The organism is Streptococcus mitis (genome assembly GCF_000722755.1).
Lineage (GTDB): Bacteria > Bacillota > Bacilli > Lactobacillales > Streptococcaceae > Streptococcus > Streptococcus mitis_CM.
The window spans coordinates 752574-770195 of sequence record NZ_JPFY01000013.1; the positions used below are offsets into that span (position 1 = coordinate 752574).

17 protein-coding genes and 1 other annotated feature are annotated in these 17622 nt (G+C 39.8%); of the genes, 1 reads left to right on the forward strand and 16 read right to left on the reverse strand.

Features of this window, described 5'->3' with window-relative positions; translation table 11 throughout:
* The first annotated feature begins 265 nt into the window (after positions 1–265).
* A complete protein-coding gene (locus SK578_RS06865; RefSeq protein WP_042751292.1) occupies positions 266–736 on the forward strand; it encodes an arginine repressor in 471 nt (156 codons plus the stop codon).
* A 43-nt stretch (positions 737–779) separates the two neighbouring features.
* Here SK578_RS06865 and SK578_RS11055 read toward each other — a convergent pair whose 3' ends face one another.
* The 16 genes from SK578_RS11055 to SK578_RS06945 form a co-directional block, all read right to left on the reverse strand.
* Entirely contained in the window at positions 780–938 is a 159-nt protein-coding gene (locus SK578_RS11055; protein WP_042751293.1) for a hypothetical protein, read from the reverse strand.
* Between the two features lie 9 nt (positions 939–947).
* Positions 948–2258 carry a GTPase ObgE gene (gene obgE / locus SK578_RS06875; protein WP_042751294.1) on the reverse strand — a complete coding sequence of 437 codons (1311 nt, stop codon included), beginning with the start codon at positions 2256–2258 and terminating at the stop codon, positions 948–950.
* A gap of 63 nt (positions 2259–2321) precedes the next feature.
* On the reverse strand, positions 2322–2456 hold the full coding sequence (locus SK578_RS06880; RefSeq protein WP_000863859.1) for a DUF4044 domain-containing protein: 135 nt from the start codon (positions 2454–2456) through the stop codon (positions 2322–2324).
* A 58-nt stretch (positions 2457–2514) separates the two neighbouring features.
* On the reverse strand, positions 2515–2691 hold the full coding sequence (locus SK578_RS06885) for a PspC domain-containing protein (RefSeq protein ID WP_042751528.1): 177 nt from the start codon (positions 2689–2691) through the stop codon (positions 2515–2517).
* 29 nt (positions 2692–2720) lie between these two features.
* The gene (locus SK578_RS06890; protein WP_042751295.1) at positions 2721–4046 is read right to left on the reverse strand and encodes a glycosyltransferase family 4 protein; all 1326 of its coding nucleotides are present in this window, start codon (positions 4044–4046) and stop codon (positions 2721–2723) included.
* Positions 4047–4061: 15 nt separating this feature from the next.
* Positions 4062–5105 (reverse strand): alpha-galactosylglucosyldiacylglycerol synthase, encoded by a 1044-nt coding sequence (gene cpoA / locus SK578_RS06895; RefSeq protein ID WP_042751296.1) that lies wholly within the window; start codon positions 5103–5105, stop codon positions 4062–4064.
* Positions 5106–5220: 115 nt separating this feature from the next.
* Positions 5221–5550, reverse strand: coding sequence for a metal-sulfur cluster assembly factor (locus tag SK578_RS06900; protein WP_042751530.1), 330 nt, complete (start codon positions 5548–5550; stop codon positions 5221–5223).
* A 14-nt stretch (positions 5551–5564) separates the two neighbouring features.
* Positions 5565–6674, reverse strand: a complete 1110-nt coding sequence (gene rpoD, locus SK578_RS06905) for an RNA polymerase sigma factor RpoD (protein ID WP_004259586.1) — start codon at positions 6672–6674, stop codon at positions 5565–5567.
* Between the two features lie 2 nt (positions 6675–6676).
* Entirely contained in the window at positions 6677–8437 is a 1761-nt protein-coding gene (dnaG, locus tag SK578_RS06910; RefSeq protein ID WP_042751298.1) for a DNA primase, read from the reverse strand.
* A gap of 89 nt (positions 8438–8526) precedes the next feature.
* Positions 8527–9285, reverse strand: coding sequence for an ABC transporter ATP-binding protein (locus tag SK578_RS06915; protein WP_042751299.1), 759 nt, complete (start codon positions 9283–9285; stop codon positions 8527–8529).
* Positions 9282–10148 (reverse strand): ABC transporter permease, encoded by an 867-nt coding sequence (locus SK578_RS06920; RefSeq protein WP_042751531.1) that lies wholly within the window; start codon positions 10146–10148, stop codon positions 9282–9284. Before SK578_RS06920 ends, SK578_RS06915 begins: the two co-directional genes overlap by 4 nt.
* Before the next feature lie 75 nt (positions 10149–10223).
* Positions 10224–11219: a tryptophan ABC transporter substrate-binding protein gene (gene trpX, locus SK578_RS06925; protein WP_004259575.1), complete on the reverse strand. Its 996-nt coding sequence runs from the start codon at positions 11217–11219 to the stop codon at positions 10224–10226.
* 263 nt (positions 11220–11482) lie between these two features.
* Positions 11483–11700, reverse strand: a binding site (T-box leader).
* A 96-nt stretch (positions 11701–11796) separates the two neighbouring features.
* Positions 11797–14493, reverse strand: a complete 2697-nt coding sequence (gene ppc, locus SK578_RS06930; RefSeq protein WP_042751300.1) for a phosphoenolpyruvate carboxylase — start codon at positions 14491–14493, stop codon at positions 11797–11799.
* Positions 14494–14517: 24 nt separating this feature from the next.
* Positions 14518–15741, reverse strand: a complete 1224-nt coding sequence (gene ftsW, locus SK578_RS06935; RefSeq protein WP_042751301.1) for a cell division peptidoglycan polymerase FtsW — start codon at positions 15739–15741, stop codon at positions 14518–14520.
* A gap of 161 nt (positions 15742–15902) precedes the next feature.
* Positions 15903–16841 (reverse strand): peptidylprolyl isomerase PrsA, encoded by a 939-nt coding sequence (gene prsA / locus SK578_RS06940; RefSeq protein ID WP_042751302.1) that lies wholly within the window; start codon positions 16839–16841, stop codon positions 15903–15905.
* A 66-nt stretch (positions 16842–16907) separates the two neighbouring features.
* Complete coding sequence (locus SK578_RS06945; RefSeq protein WP_080710012.1) at positions 16908–17621, reverse strand: O-methyltransferase; 714 nt, start codon at positions 17619–17621, stop codon at positions 16908–16910.
* Position 17622 lies beyond the last annotated feature (1 nt).

Consider the following 17622-nt stretch of genomic DNA (forward strand, 5'->3'; position numbering starts at 1 on the left):
AGCGTAGATTCACAACAAGTCGTGACAAAAGGCTACCCAAATTGAAGGATTTACTGTTAGTAGAGGACACCAATGTAGATAAACGGATAGATAGCCAATTCATCTCCACCCAACTAGTGACAAGTAAAAAGAAGGAGACTCACTCCGTATCGTTCTAAATTACTACTGACTTTGAAATCTTCATACGTGACAATACCGCTTACCACCCGACTGACGATCTCGTTCAGTCCACGCTTTCTGTACCTAGTACAAGGAGTAACATTTTATGAATAAATCTGAACACCGACACCAACTCATACGAGCTCTTGTAACGAAAAACAAGATTCATACTCAAGCTGAGCTACAAGCTCTTCTTGCCGATAATGATATTCAAGTTACACAAGCTACACTTTCAAGAGATATTAAAAGTATGAACCTTTCAAAAGTACGAGAAGAAGACAACTCTTACTACGTGCTCAATACAGGTTCAACCTCAAAATGGGAAAAACGTCTCGAAATTTACATGGAAGATGCTCTTGTCTTGATGCGTCCAGTTCAACACCAAGTCCTACTAAAAACCCTTCCTGGACTTGCTCAATCCTTTGGTTCTATCATTGATGCCTTGAGCTTCCCCGACGCTATTGCTACCCTCTGTGGCGATGATGTCTGTCTTGTCATCTGTGAAGATGCAGAAGCAGCTCAAAAATGCTTTGAAGAACTGAAAAAATTTGCTCCACCATTTTTCTTTGAAGAATAAGAAAATTCCGTGTCTCATATGGCACGGAATTTTTTTATCTATTTTACTGAGGTGGATTTTCTTTTTTAGTTCGTGCTAATCTCAAAGCACGATTTGGATTGAGACGATTAAATAGTTCTTCCAATTTCTGTTCATTCCAAACATCTGCAGCGGAAACGAAATTGCCATCCGCATCTCGGAAAGATATCGGTTTATCTCCCATATCAGTCTCCTAGTCTACAAATTCAAACTCAAATTTACCAATGCGGACCAAATCCCCATCTTTAGCACCACGCGCACGAAGGGCTTCATCAACCCCCATACCACGAAGCTGGCGAGCAAATTTCATGACTGATTCGTCACGATCAAAGTTGGTCATATTAAAGAGTTTCATGAGTTTTTCACCAGAAAGTACCCATGTTGCATCGTCATCACGACTAATTTCAAAGGCTTTTTCTTCCTCATCAAATCCATAGTAGGCTTCTTCTTCCATATCTGACTCTTCGTAGAGCAAGAATTCTGGTGTCTTGTCTAGCAATTCAGCTGTAGCATCCAAAAGCGTAGCCAAACCTTGCTTGGTCAATCCAGAAATTGGGAAAATAGCTGGTAACTCTTCAAATTCATCGTAGTTTTCAGCCAATTTTTTCTTGAATTCTACAAGATTTTCCTGACTCTCAGGCATATCCATCTTATTGGCTACGATAATCTGTGGACGCTCCATCAAACGGAGATTGTATGACTCTAGCTCTTTATTGATAGCAAGATAATCCTCATATGGATCACGCCCTTCACTAGCTGACATATCAATGATGTGAAGGATGACACGTGTACGCTCGATGTGACGGAGGAACTGAGTTCCCAGACCGACTCCCTGACTAGCTCCTTCAATCAAACCTGGTAGATCAGCTACTGCAAAGGATTCACCTGATTGGGTACGAACCATTCCTAGATTTGGCACAATGGTCGTAAAGTGGTAGGCTCCAATTTTAGGTTTAGCTGAGGTAATAACACTTAAAAGTGTTGATTTCCCTACAGATGGGAAACCTACTAAACCAACATCTGCCAAGATTTTTAGTTCCAATTGTAACTCACGTTCCTGACCTGGTTCTCCATTTTCAGAGATTTCCGGTGCAGGATTTTTTGGTGTCGCAAAGCGGATATTTCCACGACCACCACGACCACCGTGGGCTACAATAAATTCTTGACCATGTTCAATCAAATCTGTCAAAACCTTGCCAGTCTCTGCATCACGAACAGTCGTACCTTGTGGTACTCGAACTCTAAGATCCTCAGCACCACGACCATGCATCCCTTTGGTCATTCCTTTTTCACCAGAATCAGCCTTGAAATGACGATTGTAGCGAAAATCCATGAGGGTACGTAGACCTTCATCTACAACGAAGACGACATTGCCTCCACGACCACCATCACCACCCCAAGGACCACCATTAGGGACATATTTTTCACGGCGAAAGGCAACCATGCCATCACCACCATTACCAGCCTTGACCTTGATCTTAGCTGTATCTAAAAACATACTCATTTTTTCTTCTCACTTTAAAAAAGGGCTGGGAAATCCCAGTCACTAAATTTTCTTGAATCTATTTTATAGATTACTGAGGGCACCAATTGCAGTTGCAAAAATTCCCAATAAACTTGCTACTAGCATGATAATCACGATAAACAAGGTTATTTTCTCAAACATAGTTTTTTTTCGATTTCCATTATCTCCAAATGCCATTTTTCTCTCCTTCGTTGCATTCTATTTTCTATTATCTTAGCATGAATTCAGCTAGTTTTCAATAGTCACTTGCTACAGGTGCGATAATCCATAAAATGATATAAGCTACAATTCCCGCTCCATAACCAAAAGCAAGAACACCCCATATTACGCGAACAATAGTAGGATCCATATCAAAATAATGGGCTACCCCAGCACAAACTCCAGCAATTTTTTGATCACTACCACTTCTCATCAATTGTTTTTTCATAGCTGTTCCTCTTTCTATTCTTCATGGTCTTTCCAATAATCTCTTATGCTGATCAACTGTGTTTTTGAAGCCTTCAGCATGCGTCTAGAGCCTTTTACCGGTACAGCGACCACCTTTTGCGGAAGATACAAAACTGTCTTAAAGATACGCTGGCTGACCGTATCATCTTTGGCTAAATCTTTCTGGAAATTATTTGAAATAATAGCATCCAGATAGAATTCATGCACCCGTTTCCCAAAGTTCTCAGCTGAAATCTCGTACAATTTCTCTGATAAGGTATGCTCATTCATATCTGGTGTTGCAATCAGGGCTTCCAAAATAGCACCAGCCAAATCATGTTCTCCATAGTACAAGGTTCCAAACATTTTATCACTGATCAGATTGTCTAGATAAGGATTTCCGTGAGCAATGACAGGCGTTCCACTGGCCAAGCTTTCCAAGTATGTCAAACCTTGCGTTTCACTCGTCGATGCCGAGATGAAGAAATCTGCCGCCTTATAATAAAGAGCCGTCTCACTAGGAGCAATCATTCCTGTAAAGACAACTGAGTCTTGAATCTCTAGTTTCTTGGCTTGCTCTTTGAGATCATCCAAATAAGGACCATCCCCAGCTACAACCAGTTTAACCTTGGCTTCTTCTTTCAGAACTTCTGCAAAAACTGCAAGTACTGCTTGAATATTTTTTTCATAGGAAATTCTGGAAAGACTAAGCAACATCTTTTCATCATCTTGAATCCCTAGTTTACTACGTAGTTCTTTCAGATTTTCTTGCTTGATTTCCGGACGCTCAAACTTAGCTAACTCAATACCAGTTGGAATAACCCGCTTTTCAACCTTAACCTTATAGTCAGATAACAAGTCACGGACAATCTCACTCGGGCAAATAACCCCATCCACATCATGCAAGAAACCTCTGACGAGGTACTTGACCATGCTAGGACGAATCAACATCCCCTTAGCAATATAATGCACGTAGTCTTCGTATTGGGTGTGATAGGTATGGATGACTGGAATCTTCAATTCACGCGCAATCCAAATCCCCAACAAGCCAAGAGAAAATTCTGTCTGAGTATGGATAATATCCAGTTGATACTGTTTAGCAATTTCAAGCGCCTTGCTGAAACCTCGATAGGCAAAGCGGCGATCCTTAAAAGCAAAGAAGGGAACACTTGGAATGCGGATAATTTGCCAATCTTCATAACGATTGACATCCTTATCTGTCGTCGTAAAGATAAAAACAGCATGTCCCTGCTTTTCAAGTTCGGTTTTCAAGGTTCGAATACTGGTCGCAACACCTGAAACCTGAGGAAAATAGGTATCTGTAAATAAACCAATTCGCATAGATTACCTCACTTTTTACTTTCTCCCTAAAGCGGCTTGTTTCTCATAAAAGTCTAACCAGATTTGTAACAGATGCTCTTCTGAATACTCTCTGGAAATATTCTTAGCTTTTTCTTTCAAATCTTTTAAAGCAACAGGATCCGCTTGATATTCCAGAATAGCTTCTTTCATCTCTTCTCTATCTGCTGTCGCCCTATAATTCCCCTCTAAAATCACCTTATAAAGATCCAAATCACGCAACATAATAGGAGCTTCACAACTGGCAGCCTCTAAAATCGTCATCGGAAAGAGCTCATTATAACTAGGCAACAAGAAAAGATCCGCTAGGGCATACAATTCGCGCATACGCTCTGGCGATACAATACCTGGAAACATCAAATTTTTAGGGGGATTGTCCATAATTTTTTTGTAGCGTTCATAGCCATCTGTCATGCCACCAAAAGAGAAACCACCCGCCCAGATAAAGGTAATCTGAGGCAATTCCTCAGCCAGACGGATAAAATCATCAATCCCTTTGCGTTTCTGAACTTGACCAGCACCTACTACGATAAACTGATTGTCACTAAGACCTAGCTCTGTTCGCAGTCTGACTATCTCTCCTTGTGATAGAGGATGCCATTTTTCCTTGTTGACAAAATTAGGAATATAGGTCACTTTTTCACGTGGAATACCAGCTGCCACCAAATCCTCAATAAACATAGGATTGACCACAACTAAGTGCTCCATCCGGTTGTAAAAAGAAAATACATAACGTTTCACAATTCCCTTTAAGAAAAATGGAATTTTCAAACTCCCCTCAAGTGTATCAGGCAAAAAATGAACATAGCCAATTTTTCTCCCTGAGCGTTTCTTTTGGAAGGTTGATAAATAATAGGGGAAATCAATCGTATGAAAGTGAGTCACATCTGCCTCGATTGGAAGATTTTCTGTAACAATCAATTGGTCCTTGGCATCACGGTGAAGAAGACGAACTAATTCACGGTAGGCACCTGAAACTCCTTGTCCTGCTACTTTCTCACTTGAACTCAACATATTGATGCGTAATTTCTTTTTTTCCATAACTACTATTATATCATTTTCTTTGAATAAAATCAGCAAAAGAAAGGAGAGACTAGAGGAAAAGAGGAGTAAATTTCCTCGCTTTTCCAACGGTCTCTCACATGCTTTTATATGTTTACTTAATGCCTAGGGCAATGCGGGCATAGCGACTCATTTTTTCAACGGTCCAGGCTGGATACCAGACTAATTTGACCTCAGTATCCGTTACTTCTGGCACCTCTGTCATAGCATCATAAATCTGATCCGTCAAAAGGTCTGCCAGGGGACAACCCATGGTTGTCAACGTCATATCAATCTCTGTTTGCCCTGTGTCACCGTCAAAACGAATCTCATAGATCAAACCAAGATTGACAATATCGATTCCCAACTCAGGGTCAATAACTTCTTCCAAGGCTGATAAAATTCGTGTTTTGATGTTTCCAATTTGCTCTTCTGTATAAGCCATATTCATCCTCACTCTTAGTCTTCAATAAAATCACGAAGCGGTTTGCTGCGACTTGGTTGGCGTAGTTTTCTCAAAGCTTTAGCTTCAATCTGACGGATACGCTCGCGAGTCACGTTAAAGACTTTACCCACATCTTCAAGGGTACGCATTTTCCCATCATCTAGCCCAAAACGTAGACGCAAAACATTTTCTTCACGGTCTGTAAGAGTATCCAAGACCTCATCCAACTGCTCACGCAAGACGATACGAGTTGTATAATCCACTGGATTTTCAATCACTTCATCTTCGATAAAGTCCCCAAGGTGGCTATCATCCTCTTCACCGATTGGTGTTTCAAGGGATACCGGTTCTTGAGCAATCTTCAAGATTTCACGAACCTTATCAGGTGTCATATCCATACGTTCAGCGATTTGTTCTGGTGTTGGATCTTGTCCCAATTCTTGAAGAAGGTTACGCTGTTCACGAACAAGCTTGTTAATCGTTTCAACCATGTGAACTGGGATACGGATAGTACGAGCTTGATCCGCAATAGCACGAGTGATAGCCTGACGAATCCACCAAGTTGCGTAAGTTGAAAACTTGAACCCTTTAGAATAGTCAAACTTGTCAACCGCCTTCATCAAGCCCATGTTCCCTTCTTGAATCAAGTCAAGGAACTGCATACCACGACCGACATAGCGTTTAGCAATAGAAACAACCAAACGAAGGTTGGCTTCCGCAAGACGTTGTTTGGCTTCGATATCACCAGCTTCAACTGCTAGTGCCAATTCTTTTTCCTCTTCATTGGTCAAAAGAGGAACGACCCCGATTTCTTTCAAGTACATACGGACAGGGTCATTGACCTTAGCCGAAGTTGAACCAATCAAGTCCTCGTCGCTGAGTTCTGGCTCTTCTTCTGCACTAAGAACACGCGCACTTGGATTTCCTTCGTTATCTGTGATAGAAATCCCTGCATCCTGAATTCGTTGCAAGAGATCTTCAATCCCATCAGCATCCAAGGTAAAAGGAATCACCAGACTAGCATTGATTTCATCATCAGTTGCTGTCCCTTTTTGTTTATGATTACGGATAAATTCTGCTACTTGTACGTCAAATGTTGTTACTTCTTTTTGTTTTGTTGCCATTATTACTCCATTCTTCTCTTTTGGGAAATTAAACGTTCCAATTCTTCTAGGGCTGTATCGGTATCTCCTACATGGCTAGCTTCCTGCACCTTCTTTTTGATTCTCATATTGTCCTGATTCAAGAGAGCCTTGTTTCGAGTCATTTCTACTTCACTTAGTTCCTGAGGTGACATCTCAGCAGGCAAATCCTGAGCTAAAACTTGGTACCAAGCTCTTTCAACTTCCTCTGTCTGTTCTGCTAAAACTTCCGGAGGAAGATTGCCATACTGGCCAAGCAAGTCATATAAGACCTGAAACTCAGGTGTGGCAAATGCAAAGTCCTCTCGCAAACGGTAATCGTTCAAAACAAGAGGGGATTCCATCATCCGATAAAGTAGATGAGCTTCTGCCCTCATAATAACCGATAACTGCTTGGTGACAGGCATAGTAATTGGCGTCGGTCTGGAAATTCCTTCCATGCGATTCTGCCTTTGTGCCTGGCGGCTTTCATTAACAATCTGCTCAATCTGGGCATAATCAAAGGACGCCAGACTATCAGCTAAAATATGAATATAGCTGTTTTGAGCGGTGATGGACTTTTCTTGAACAATCAAGGGAGCTATTTTTTCAATAAACTCAATCTGAGCCTGCAGATTTTCACTATTTTCAGGTTTGTACTGGTGAATGTAGAACTCAATCGGACTAATACGAGTTTTCGTTAATAGATAGGCCAAATCTTCTGGTCCATTTTTTTGTAGATACTCATCCGGATCCAAGCTATCAGGCATGCTAACGATTTGCACAGGCATATCACCAATTTCATCCAGCGCTTTCAATGTCGCAGCCTGCCCAGCCTTATCGCCATCGTATACCAGAACCAACTTCTTGGTTAACCTTTTCAGATGCTCAACATGCTCACGACTCAAGGCTGTTCCCATAGATGCGACAGCATTTTCGATTCCAGCCCGATAGGCTGCAATGACATCCATGAATCCTTCCATCAGGTAAATCTCACTGGTTTTGCCAGAAGATTTTTTTGCCCTATCCATATGATATAATTCGTAACTTTTGTTAAAAATTGCAGTCGATCGGCTATTTTTATACTTAGAAGTTTGTGAATCCGTTTTCTGCCAGATACGACCTGAGAAGGCAATAACTTTTCCTTGGTCATTTGTCAGGGGAAACATAATACGATTGTGAAAGGTATCTACAAATTGATTGGCATCCGAGAGATAAAACAGTCCTGAATTCAAGAAATCCTCTTCACGATACTGACCAGACAAACGTTGATAAAGATAGTTGCGTTCTGGAGGTGCTAAACCAATCCGAAAATGTTTGAGCACTTCATCTGTCAAACCACGCTGATAAAGGTAATTTCTGGCCTCTTCTCCCATAGTCGTTGTCATGAGAATAGCATGGTAAAATTTGGCAGCATCTTCGTGCATATCATAAAGAGCTTGGTGAGGCGAAACTGGCTTCTGTTCACTATAAAGCGGCTTTTCAACCTCAATCCCAACACGCTGACCTAAGATTTGGACAGCCTCCATAAAGGGAACCCCTTGGTACTCCTCTATGAACTTAAAGACATCACCTGAGCGACCACAACCAAAACAGTGGTAAAACTGCTTATCCTCAACAACGTTGAAAGAAGGTGTTTTTTCACCATGAAAAGGACAGAGCCCTAGATAGTTCCGTCCTGCCTTTTGTAAAGAAATCACATCTCCTATGACTTCCACAATGTTGGCATTGTTTTTGATTTCTTCAATGACTTGTTTGTCAACCATACACAATACCTCCATGTTATCATAGTTTACTTTATATAGTATACTTTATTTCAGAAAAAAAGTAAACCATTTCACTCATTTTCCCTAGTTTATTCAAAGAGCTGATAATAATCAGAGATTTTCATTTTTGCTTTTTCTTCTTGTTTCAAATCTTGGATAATTCGTCCTTCTTTCATGACAATTAAACGATTACCATATTTGAATGCATCTTCCATATGATGGGTAATCATAAGCGCTGTCAGCTGATCTTTCTTGACAAATTCATCTGTCAATTCCATCAAAGCCACACTGGTCTTTGGATCAAGGGCTGCAGTATGCTCGTCTAACAAGAGTAATTCAGGACGCTTCAAGGTTGCCATCAAGAGACTCAAAGCCTGTCTTTGTCCACCTGATAAGAACTCAATCGGTGTATTCAAGTGTTTCTCAAGACCGTTTCCCACTTTTTCAATGGTTGACTGAAATTCATCCTTATAGCTAGCCAGACGTCTCGGAAACAGTCCACGCTTTTCACCACGAAACTTGGCAATCAAGAGATTCTCTGCCACTGTCATACGAGGAGCTGTCCCCATCTTGGGATCTTGGAAGACACGAGACAGATATTTAGCGCGCTTCTCTGGTGAAAACTTAGTAACATCCTCACCTAAAATACGGATAGTTCCACTGGTTAGTGATAAAGTTCCTGCAATAGTGTTAAAGAGAGTCGATTTCCCAGCACCATTTCCACCTAAAATCGTGATAAAGTCCTGTTCAAAAATTTCTAAGGAAACATCATTTAAAATAATCTTTTCTTCATCAAAGCCATTTTTAACGACTTTGGTTGCATTTTTTAATTCTACAATTGCTGTCATTTGCTTAACTTGGCTCCTTTCAAGATTGTTTGCTTAAATGTCGGAATCATGAGGCAGACTGCTAAAATCACAGCGCTGTACAAACGAAGGTAACTTGTATTAAAGCCAAGCGCAATAACTGCCCACACTAAGAATTGATAAGCGATAGAACCTACAACGATGGCAACCAGACGCTCTGCCAAGCTCAAACTCTTGAAGATAACTTCTCCAATAATCAAACTTGCAAGACCTACAACGATAACCCCGATTCCTCGAGACACATCAGCATACCCTTCTTGCTGAGCAATGAGAGCCCCTGCAAGGGCAATTACACCATTTGATAAGACCAATCCCATGAGCTCCATGCGTCCAGTATGAATCCCGAAACTTCTAGCCATATCAGGATTGTCACCTGTAGCAATATAGGCTTGTCCGAGTTTAGTGTCCAAGAAAAAGAGCATGAGAGCAATGACAAGACTTACAAAGATGAGACCTGTCAAGAGTTGATTCAAATCTGAATCAAAAGGCAAAACATCCTGTATTTGCTTGGTTCCAAGCAGGCCTAAATTCGCACGTCCCATAATCAAGAGCATGATAGAGTGACAGGAAGTCATCACCAAAATCCCTGAGAGCAAAGTTGGGATCTTCCCTTTTGTATAAAGAAGTCCTGCTGCCATACCAGCCAAACAACCTGCTCCAACAGCAACAAGTGTCGCTAAAAAGGGATTCACGCCTTTGGTTATCAAAGTGACAGCAACAGCTCCCCCAAGAGGGAAGGAACCTTCTGCCGTCATATCTGGAAAGTTCAAAATCCTAAATGTCATAAAGATTCCCAGACCTAGAATAGCCCAGACAAATCCTTGAGAAATAATAGATAATATCATCTGTTTCTTAACCTTTTCTATATGATTTCTATTGTAAAAAATTGGAGGAGATGTCCCCAACTCCTCCATTCTAGATTATTCAATCACTTGTCCTGCTTCTTTTAGAACAGATTCAGGAATCGTAATACCTAATTCTTGTGCCAATTTTTTGTTAATTACTGACTTACCAGTTGAAAATACATTGACTGGAGTATCAGCTGGTTTTGCACCTTTCAAAACTTGTGCAATCATTTTACCTGTTGCCACACCGAGATCATGTTGATCAACTACAACGGATGCCAAACCACCTGCTTCTACCATGGCAGTTGCGCTTGGGTAGATTGGTTTTTTAGCTGATTGGTTGCTTGATACAACAGTTGAGAAGGCTGAAGCAATAGTGTTATCGATTGGAACCCAGATAGCATCAACCTTGCTAGTCATAACGTTAACTGTTGAAGCAATTTCATTTGTTGAAGGAACTGCAAATGTTTCTACTGTCAAACCTGCTTTTTCAGCATAAGCCTTAAATTCTTCTACCTGAGTTTTTGAATTGTCTTCGCTGCTTGAGTAAAGAGCTCCGATTGTTTTCACATTTGGTGTCAAAGCCTTGATGAGTTCAACTTGTTGTTGAGCTGGATTGTGGTCAGATACCCCTGTGATGTTGCCACCTGGTTTTTTCAAATCTTTAACCAAGTTCGCACCAATTGGGTCTGTAATAGCAGCCATGATAACCGGTAGGTCTTTTGTGGCACTAGCCAAACCTTGAGCAGCTGGTGTCGCAATACCAACCACAAGGTCATTCCCATTTGCGACCAGTTGTTTACTCATTGTCGCAACCTTACTTTGATCACCTTCTGAGTTCATAAAATCGATTTTAAGTTGATCATCTTTATAACCTTCTTCTGCCAGTCCATCTTGAATCCCTTTATAAATCAAATCAAGAGATGGATGGCTCACAAACTGAAGAACACCAACTTTGGCAACTTTCTTCTCATTCTTAGCTTCTGGTTTATTCATTGAAGAGTAAATTAAGCTTCCTGCTACTAAGACTGCTAATGCAGCGATAATTCCAATTAAACGTTTATTTTTCATTCTATTTCTCCTTTTTATTCCTTTAAAATACTTCACTTATCTAATACTCTTCGAAAATCTCTTCAAACCACGTCAGCGTGCCTTACCGTAGGTATATGATACTGACTCTGTCAGTTCTATCCACAACCTCAAAACAGTGTTTTGAGCAGCTTGCGACTAGCTTCCTAGTTTGCTTTTTGATTTTCATTGAGTATAAACAAGCGACGCCATCGTTTTCTTTCCATACTAACCTCCATCAAAAAAGTCCTCACACAAAAAACTTGTGTGAGGACGTCGATGCGCGGTACCACCTCAATTATAGGGAATTTCCCTATCGCTCTGTCTCGCAATAACGAGATGCACTGTAAGGTGTGCTCACCGAATTTTTATGATTTCAAATTCTAAATAACATTCAGCCCAATTTTCATCATCATCACTTATCTGTTTTCAGCTACCACAGACTCTCTAAAAAGTTTGAATGATTACTTTTCTGAATGGTTAAATTATATCATTTTTCAACTACTTGTCAAGACTCTTTTAGCATTTTTTTGAAAGATTCAAAAACTTCCCCTATAGAAAAGAGGAAGTTTGAAAGACATCAGCCCGAATTACGCAATCCTGTCGCAATTCCGTTGATGGTTGTATGGATTAATTTTTCTTGGTCGCTAGATAATTCTCCTCGGCGTTGACGTTTAATCAACTCCAACTGGATATAGTTAAGGATATTAAAGTAAGGCATACGATAATCCAAACTTGCTTTTAGATATGGATTTTCAGCCAAGAGTTCATCATATCCTTCAATAGCCAAGATGACTTCCTTGGTAACTTGCCATTCGTTTAAAATAGTCTCATAGATTGCTTTTACTTCTTCATCTTCACAAAGTTTGGCATATTCAAAAGCAATATTCATATTTGATTTTGACAAGACCATATCAACATTTGAAAGAAGCGATTGGAAGAAAGGCCAGTTTTGGTACATATCTCGTAAGATAGCGATATTCTCTGGATTTTTATCGATAAATTCCTTGAAGCTTGAACCAACCCCATACCAGCCAGGGAACATGACGCGACTTTGCGACCATGAGAATACCCAAGGGATAGCTCGCAAACCACTGATTTCAGTAATAGTCTTACGAGCGGCTGGACGAGAACCAATATTAAAGCTTGAAATTGCCTTGATTGGACTTGACTCGAAGAAATAATCATAGAAATGATCATTACCAAAGACCAAATCACGGTAGATATCGTAACTACGGTCCACCACTTGGTCCATAATAGCTTCATAACGATTTGAGGTATTGGTATCACTCTTCTTCTGAGTAATCATACGGTTAATGGCTGCAGATACTAACATTTCAAGGTTATAGTAAGCTGCGTCTTTGTTTCCGTATTTATTCCCAATTACTTCCCCCTGCTCTGTCAAACGGATACGATCCTTGATAGACTTGAGCGGTTGAGATGTGATGGCTTCATAGGTTGGTCCACCACCACGACCGACAGTCCCACCACGGCCGTGGAAGAAGGTAACCTTAACGCCGAATTCATCTCCAATAGCAGTCAATTGTTGTTGAGCCTTGTAGAGGGTCCAACATGATGATAGGTAGCCACCATCTTTATTACTATCAGAGTAGCCAAGCATGATTTCTTGGTAGTTATTACGTGAAGCAATCCATTTTTTAGCAAGAGGAAGAGAAAGGTATTCTCTCATGGTTTCTTCTGAGTGGTCCAAGTCCTCAATTGTTTCAAAGAGAGGAACAATTTGGACACGGGCTCTTTCTTTATCAACTAACCCTACTTCTTTTAGCAAGATAGCCAATTCCAACATGTCTGATACGCTGGTTGCATGTGAAATGATTGTCTGACGAATGACATCATCTCCCAACTTATCTTTCAACTTACGAGCAGCCTTAAAGATTGCTAATTCTTTTTCAAGTAACTCTGATTTTTCAACATGAGTGGCAGAAAGAATACGTGGATCTTCTTCCAATTCTTTCAAGAGAAGCTGGCATTTTTCTTCTTCACTTAGTTCGCTATAATGAGAATGAATACCTGCTGATTTCAAGAGTTCAGCTACACAGGCTTCATGAACACTAGAATCTTGACGCATGTCAATAGATGCCAAATAGAAACCAAAAATTTCAACTGCCTGAATTAACTCAACAAAATCACCAGAAATCAGTGCTTCACCCTTGTTTTCCAAGAGGGAATCACGAATGGTAATTAAATCCTTATAAAAATCATTAGCTGTTTCATAGCGAGCCCCAACTTCCTTATCCTCAATCAGATAGGCTTTTGTTGCTTGGATTTTTGATTGAATATCAAACAAGGCACGACGATACAGCTCTTTTTCACGATAAATCGAGTTATCCTTGGATTGACGAGCCATTTCTCTGACTTGCTTGCTCACATTGACAATACTGGTTGAGAGAGAGAATTCACGATAAAGTTGGTAAATCTTTTCATCATAGTAGTTCATGATGACTTCACACTGAGTCATAGCAGATTGTTTCAAGGTATCTGCTGTAACAAAAGGATTCCCATCACGGTCTCCACCAATCCACATTCCCATGGTAATTGGTTTAGGGTGTTTCAACTCCAAACCGTGTTTTTTAGCGAGACGCTTGTACTCAGCAGTCAAATGAGGAACTGCCTTCAGGAATGAACTATTGTAGTATTCCATAACATTCGTGATTTCATTGGTTACTTTCAATTTCTTTTCACGAATCATGTCTGTTTGCATGATAATCTCAATGTAACGACGGAGATCATTATGCCATTTTTCCTTATTAATCAAACCTAATTTCACATCACGGTACTTACGCAAGAGGGTATGGATATGATTGGTCAAATCCAACATACTCTTACGTTGTACTTGTGTTGGATGGGCAGTCAAAACAGGGACAACATTCAAATGTTCTAGAATTTCAACTGCATTTTCTTTTTCTGCAACCATTTTGATAGTTGCTGACAATTTACCAAGATAATCTTGATCGATATTATTTTGGTGGTTGATTTCATAAGCCAAATCCACATCTTCTGAAATATTAATCAAAAGGGGCAAGATGGAGAAATAGCGTGAAATATAAGCCATTTCATCATTTGACAGACTAGTAACCAATTGGTTCAAGCCCTGATAATCTTCTTGAGTTGATAATTCTTTCAACTCCATGATTTTTGCAAAAGTCTCTGGGGCAAGCATATTTTTAGTGATATCTTCTAACAATTCTGTTAAAATCAATACTTCTTCTTGCACGACAGCTTTATTACTATAGTTTTCTAATTTTTGAAGAGACATAGGTAATCCTTTCCACTATCAACTCTACATATAGTTTGATGAGTGAGTTTCTAACTCCTCATATAATTGGGCACGTTTTTCACTTGCATCAATATTTAAGACAAAAGCAATGGCTACAGACAAGACTAGGAGACTGTTCCCTCCTTGTGATAAGAAGGGGAAGGTTACTCCTGTCGAAGGAATAATGCCAGAAATTCCACCGATATTGACAAATACCTGTACCAGCATCATCCCCCCAACCCCAATCGCCATCATGGAATTAAAGGGATTCTTAGCACGAATACCGACTAGGATAATTCGTAAAATCAGGAAAAAGACAAGTGCTAAAATCAAGCTGGCTCCCACAAATCCAAACTCTTCAATAACAATTGAAAATACAAAGTCTGTATGGGCCTCTGGTAAATAACCACGTTTTTCGATTGAATTTCCTAAGCCTAGACCAAACCACCCACCATTTACCATGGCAAAGTAGGAATTTGCAAGTTGGTGGCCTGACCCTGCCAAATCGGCAAAGGGATTAAAGTAGGCACTGAAACGCTTAGCAACGTAACCAAATACTGGAACTTTTGAAAACTTATCAACCCCGATCATAGAAATAGCTGATAAGGATAGGGCTGAAACTCCAAACAATATACCGATAAAGGCTATAAACCAACGATGAGCAATCCCACTAACTGTATACATAATCAAGGCAACCAAAGCTAGTATGGTAGCATTCCCCAGATCTGGGAAAATAGCTAAACTTCCTATCATTACTAGTAGGACGAAGCGCCAATCATTAAAAGCACGAGGAATCCATTGATTTTGAGTTAAAACTTGAAAATCGTAAATCCCAATTTCATCCTGTTGTTTTGAGAAACGTTGGGCCAAGTACCAGACGATGATAATCTTCAAATACTCAGCTGGCTGAATGGTCAAAGGTCCTACTGAAATCCAACCATAGGCTCCATTGACTGGCGTACCAATTAAGCGAGCCAGAGCCAAAAGAATCAGCTCAACAAACATAACAATAAATAGCAGTCGTTCTTTTCTTAAAAAATTCAGTTTCAGCTTATATATCAAGGCAATCAATATTAAACTAAGTATCCAAAACATTCCCTGACTTCGAACCAATTGGAGGGCACTTTTACCTTCTTCGATAAGAATGGCACTGGTTGTAGAATAAACTACAATCAAGCCCAAAATAGATAAAAGTAAGTAAGGAACTAGAATAGAATAGTTTAACAGGTGCCTCTTACTAATCTTCATAGTATCACCAATCTAATGAGAACAAAAGAAATTATTCCCAAATTCCGTTTATTTTCTAGTTTTGATTGCTATTATACCATTTTTTCCGAAAGAAAAAAACTCTTACCCTTTAAGATAGAAGATTTTCTCATAAGAAAAAGAGCACTTGGCTCTTTTCTGTTTTATTCTTTTGAAGAACTGCTTGAGCTTGAATCGCCACCACCGATATATTGGGTAAAGATATTTTGGAAGGCTTGGTCTTTAACCTTGATATTGGCTGCTTGCAATTCTTTTCCGACAATACTTTGAACAAATGATGCATCATTTTGTTTTTGAGCCAAGATAACAGTTTTCAATTTTTCTTTGTAGTCATCGATATTAGATGACTTTTCTGTTTTCTTAATGAGTTTTACAATGTAATATTGACTGCTGTATGCTTGAGTACCAGTAGCTGTAATGACATCAGAAATGCCGTTAACATCCAAGGCAAAAGCTGCTTTCTTAACTTGATCTGGTACTTCTGTTGAAGCTGAATCAAAAGTGATTTCACCACCGTTAGCTTTAGTTTTCTCATCAGTTGAGTTATCTTTAGCTAATTGAGCAAAGTCTGCATCACTAGCCTTAGCTTTTTCAAGAATTTCTTTAGCCTTATCTTCATTATCAAAACGAATAATTTGAGCAGTTACGTCCGGAGTATAGTTCTCAAATGCTTTCTTATAGGCTTCATCAGTTAATTCAGCTTCTGCAGCCTTTTTAACTGCAAATTCAACTAATTTACTTGTACGAATTTGTGCTTTACGTGTTTCAAGAGTCATACCTGATTGTGATAAGACACGTTGGTAATTCTCACCATATTGTTTTTCTTCTCCAGAAATGATTTCATCGATTTCTTTGTCATCTACCTCTGAGCCATATTGCTTCTCAAATACTTTTTGGATGGTCATGTTCAACAAGACTTGTTGGGCTGGAGGATTGATTTTCACTTGCTCATAAAATTGATGTTCTGTGATGACATCCCCTTTCATGCTGATAAGGTCTGCCCCTTCTGAACCTTTCGAACAAGCTGCTAAAGTTGCTACTGATAATAGTGTAATGGCACCTGCCAATAGTTTTTTCTTCATGTCTACTCCTTTGAGATAAGTGTTACCCTATCTATTTTACTATATTTTCTTAAATTTTTCTGAAAATTATTCGCTGTCAAGCAATTGAACATCTGCTACATTTTTACGAAGCATGAGAATGCCGTCCCCTAAAGGTACTAATGTTGCAGTGAGTCCTGGATTGTCTAAAGTTGCATCAAATAATCTTTGAAGGCCTCGATAAATAGTTCGCTGGCCACGACGAACCTCCATAATGTCCTTGGCAACATCACCACCTTGAAAAATATCATCCAAGACAACCACACCACCGACTTCCAAATGTTTGAGGATTTCTGGCAGAAAGACGATGTATTTAGACTTGGCAGAATCCATAAAGACGAAATCATAGGACTCTGTCAAGGTAGATAAGACATCTACCGCATCTCCTTCTAGGAGCGTAATTTGCTTGCGACTGTCAAACTGGGCGAAATTATCCTTGGCAAAACCAATCATTTCTGGATTGCGGTCAACGGTTGTAATCTTGGCCTTTGGAGCATGTTCCGCCATCAAGAGGGCTGAAAAACCGATAGCCGTCCCAATTTCCAGAATGTTTTTTGGTTGCATAGTTTCCATGAGAAAACGGAAATAAGCAACCGTTTCATGGGGAATGATGGGAATATTTTCCTTGCGAGCAAAGTCTTCCAGTTCTTTCAAAGAGCCTGTGACTTGCTTTTGACGCTGACGCATCAAGTTCACAATTTCTTCCTTGACGACAGGACGACGCATGTTATGGTTGGCATTTTTACTATACGATTCAACCATC